Raw genomic sequence first — 3,974 nt, forward strand, 5'->3', positions numbered from 1 at the left:
TGGTATACCAACATATTAGCTCCCCCCGGCGGGGGCCACGGGGCGCCACGCCGCCGGGGCCCCCACGACGAATGGGGAACCGCTCCTGAAGGCAGCATGTCGGGGACACGCCGTGGTGTGATCGAAAGCGGCCTGCCGGCGAATCCGGAGGCCGCGGCGGCCCATGAGGGGATTGCCCGAGTGTGAGGTGGCGGCGAGGTAGGTGACGGCGACCGGACGCGAGCCGGTGACGGTGGCCGCGATCTTGAGGGGGTATCCGAAAGGCTCGACAGCACCGCGTCGGTCCCGGCAATGTCCTGCTGTCTGCACCTGCCGCGACGGTGGACAGATAGACCCAGCGCCCGCCCGTCACAAGTCCGGACCGCTCGCACAGCACTGCTTCCGACGGTCAGAACAGTCGGGGGCAGCCGATTCAGCCCAGTTGTCGGCCTACGGACTCATCTCCCCGCTTGCGTACAGATCAATATCCCCACCTGGTTCCTCCTCCTGGTGCGCGATGCTTGCTCCATGGAAGCTAAGGGGCGGGGGATAACGTCCATGGCCTGGAGCGTGCTGGCTGTCTTGTTTCTCGGGGCAACGGTGTGGGCCGGGGCGCTTGGGCTTGTGCGTCTGGGGCTGACTGGAGACGAAGTTCAGGTTCGTCTGGCGCATTGCCATCTCAAAGGCGGTGGCCGAGGGGGCGATTACGTCGAGTGCTCTGGCCAGCTTGTGGGTGGCATGAGCACGGAGACGGTGAGGGTGCGTTATGACGGCAAGCAAGGGGAGGTAGTGCCCATCGCCCGAACGCCGTGGGGAACCCTCGAAGTGGTTGACAGGAGTTTCACGTCGTGGGGAACGGCAGCGCTGTATCCACTGCTGCCCCTCACCGCCGCGGCGTTGACCGCCTACTTGGCGTGGAGGACGGGCAACAGGAGGGAGCCGCAGAGCACACCACGCGACTCGTGAAGCGGATGCCTATGCCACGTCCATTTCGCGTTCGATGGCCTTGAGGCCGTTCTTGAGTCGGTAGCTGGGGCCGTTGATCGGGACGACTGCGCAGTGGTGCAGGAGGCGGTCGAGGATCGCAGTGGCGAGGACTTCATCGCCGAAGACCTCGCCCCATTCGCCAGGCTCACCGCCACGGAATCCAACAGGGCACGCAACCGCCCTAGTTCCAACCAACGTTGCGGATCCAAGACCACCGCACGACCGCCCTTCGCCACCCACACCGAATGATCGGCAGACTGCCGGGCACCATCCCTCACCGCATCAACAAGTGTCCCCTTTTTACTCGTACGCGACCAGGGACGTTCGTGTGTACGCCGACACCAGTGGAGCGGCGTGGTCGAAGAAGCGGCGGACCGCGTCGAGCCGGAGTTCGCGGACTCCAGGAAGTGCGCACGGCAGCGTGCTCTTCACGGCCGTGCCGGGTTGCCACTCCTACGTCACCGCGCCATTTCACCGCCGGACAGCGGGTTGATTCACCTCAGTTCGAGCCGGCCCTGGAAGCGATCCGGGCGCTCCCAATCGGACTCGGCAGCCGCGCAAACGGCCGGACCGTCGCCTGGCTGACAACTCGCGGCTTCTGACACGCCACCCCCGAGTCGATCACCACGTGCCGCCGGCGTAGCCAGAGACGACTGGCGGCCGTCCGTCCGCCGGGGCGGCGCCAGGAGGCTTGTGGTGTACACGACGCCGACCTGTTAACGAATGAAAACGGGGCGCGATATGACCTGGTCGCTGAGCGCATGGCTGCGCTCACTCCATGGAACGCGCGGGCGCCCAGACCTCGGTCACACCCTCCGCCAGGCTCTTCCATAAAGATGCACCGTTAATCGCCGTCTAGTTCCAAAGTGGGCATTTTGCCCTTATTTGCCTGTTCCAATCTCGGCCAATTGGAGACCCAGAGACCAAGTTTGATCACCTGCGTGAAAGTATTTGCGCACCAAGTGCCACCATGTGCCCCCTTGAGGGTGCCCCTCCTGCCGGAAGTCTGGAGTGAATCGCCGTTGCCTGCCCGTTGCGGTCGCGATCACGACGATCGCCGCACTGCTGCTGGCCGGCTGCAGAGCGGACGGTGGTGGCGGTGCCCAGACAAGATCGAGGGAGCAGGCGGAGGGAAGGAGGAGACTTCGCCCTCGGCCTGCGCGCCGGCGAACCCGGGCGAGGCACCTTCGATACCAGCCAGGAAACGAACATGCAGGGAATCAATTCAGTAACCGGTGACCACGGGAGGGGGTAGCGGTGAGTGACATCGGCATCGACTTCGCGGTTCTCAGCAAAGTGCGCGGCGACCTCAGGCATATAGCGGACATCATGGCGAAGCCCGGACGCGAGATGGACGAAGTCGACGGCAACTCCATGGGGGTTACCGAACTGGCGCTGCGTATGAACGATTTTGGCGACGAGTGGTCCTACGGCATCAAGCAGATCAGTAAGTTCTCCGGAGCCGCGGTCAAAGCGCTCGACAAGATCGAGAAGGCCTTCGATCAAATCGATGACAAGCTCGCGAAGGAACTGGAGAAGTCGGGGAAGGACAGCCGGTGACCGACGTGCCCGGTTGGGCTCCTGACCCCACACGAACCTCCCCGCTCAAGGACCAGTTCCCGGCGCTCGGATTCGTCCCGTGCCCCGGCGACGCCCCGGATGCCAAGCACATCACCGGGATCGTGACGCGTACCGCCAAGGCGCTGGAGGACATTTCCGATGTCCTCCACGGCACGGGGGCGGGCGACTGGACCGGCAAGCACGCCACAGCCTTCCGCGAGCAGTTCGACGACAACTTCCGCCCTCAGGTGGACACGGCGAAGCGGTCGTTCAGAAAGGCGGCCACGGCGCTGGGGGAATGGTCCGAGGCTATGCCGGCGTGGCAGAACAAGGCCACCGCGCTGGAGAGCAGGGCACGGGCCGCGCGTGACAAGCACGCCGCGATGAAGGGCAAGCTCGACGACCTGCCGGACAAGCCCCTGCCTTTCGACTCCCCGAAAGACGACGCCGAGGCACGCAAGCGGGAGAAGACCGAAAAGGACAGATCCTCCACTGAGCTGGCCGCCAGTACTGCGGAAGCCGAGCTGGAGAAGATCCGCGCCGAGGCTCGCAAACTGTCGAGCGATTACACCCTCGAGGGACAGTCCATCGCGCGCCGGCTCGACAAGGCGATGAACATCGCGCCCAACGAGCCCGGGATGTTCGACAAGTTGGGTGACGCGCTCAAGGGCATCGGCAAGGCGCTGGGGGCGCTCGACGACATCGTGATGGACGTCATCGGCGATGTCGTGGCGGACGCAGTCAAGTGGCTCGCAGAACACGCCAACACCATCGCCGCTCTCGGCGATGTACTCGCGACCGTAAGCGCCGCGCTGGGCGCCGTCTCGCTCGTACTGCTTTTCCTGAGCCCGGTGTTCCCCCCGCTGGCGGCCGCCTCCTCGGCGGTGGCCGTAGGGTCGGGCGCATTCGCTCTGAGTGCGCTGGCCATGCACGGGACAGCACGTGCCGTCGGAGGCGACTCCGTGGTCTCCAACCGGACTCTGGCGCAGGACGCTCTCGGTGTCCTCCCGTTCGGCCTCGCCTTCAAAGGCGTCTCCGCCGTGGTCGCGGGCAGCCGCGCCGGTGACGCCGCAGCCAACTTCGGCCTGATCGACACTGTCGCAGGATTCATGGGCGACCCGACCGCCCTTGGCTACTTCGACCCGAAGAACGACCGGCAGACGGCCACAGCGACGCTGGTTCCCGGTGGCCCGCTGCTCGTAGCATTCGAGAATGCCTGGAAAACGGGGAGCGAGAAAGACCGCGCAGCGAAACAAGAGAAGTGAAGGATCGCAGTGAAGGATGAAGAAATCCTCGCCCACTTCGACGGGCGAGGCCGTGTTGAGATCACCCTGAGAGGCCTCGACGTGGGGCAGGGCGACAAGATCACGGCATTCGCCTTCGAGCTGGGCTACAAACTCCACGAAGCCGTCGGCGTCACCAGGGGCCAGTGGCGCATGGTCTATCTG

The 3,974-nt window shown here is 65.0% G+C and carries 2 protein-coding genes and 1 pseudogene; 2 read left to right on the forward strand and 1 reads right to left on the reverse strand.

Features of this window, described 5'->3' with window-relative positions; genetic code table 11:
• Window positions 1-954 precede the first annotated feature (954 nt).
• A pseudogene (locus ACQKIP_RS36945) lies at window positions 955-1,104 on the reverse strand (ATP-binding protein); the annotation flags it as partial.
• Window positions 1,105-2,223: 1,119 nt separating this feature from the next.
• On the opposite strand from ACQKIP_RS36945, the gene ACQKIP_RS36950 reads away from it, so the two are divergent.
• A complete protein-coding gene (locus ACQKIP_RS36950) occupies window positions 2,224-2,526 on the forward strand; it encodes a hypothetical protein (RefSeq protein WP_365865430.1) in 303 nt (100 codons plus the stop codon).
• Entirely contained in the window at window positions 2,523-3,791 is a 1,269-nt protein-coding gene (locus ACQKIP_RS36955) for a hypothetical protein (protein ID WP_365865431.1), read from the forward strand. Before ACQKIP_RS36950 ends, ACQKIP_RS36955 begins: the two co-directional genes overlap by 4 nt.
• The last annotated feature ends 183 nt before the right edge of the window (window positions 3,792-3,974 follow it).

The sequence above is a fragment of the Streptomyces sp. NPDC059900 genome, from assembly GCF_050270335.1.
In the GTDB taxonomy this organism is placed as follows: Bacteria; Actinomycetota; Actinomycetes; order Streptomycetales; family Streptomycetaceae; genus Streptomyces.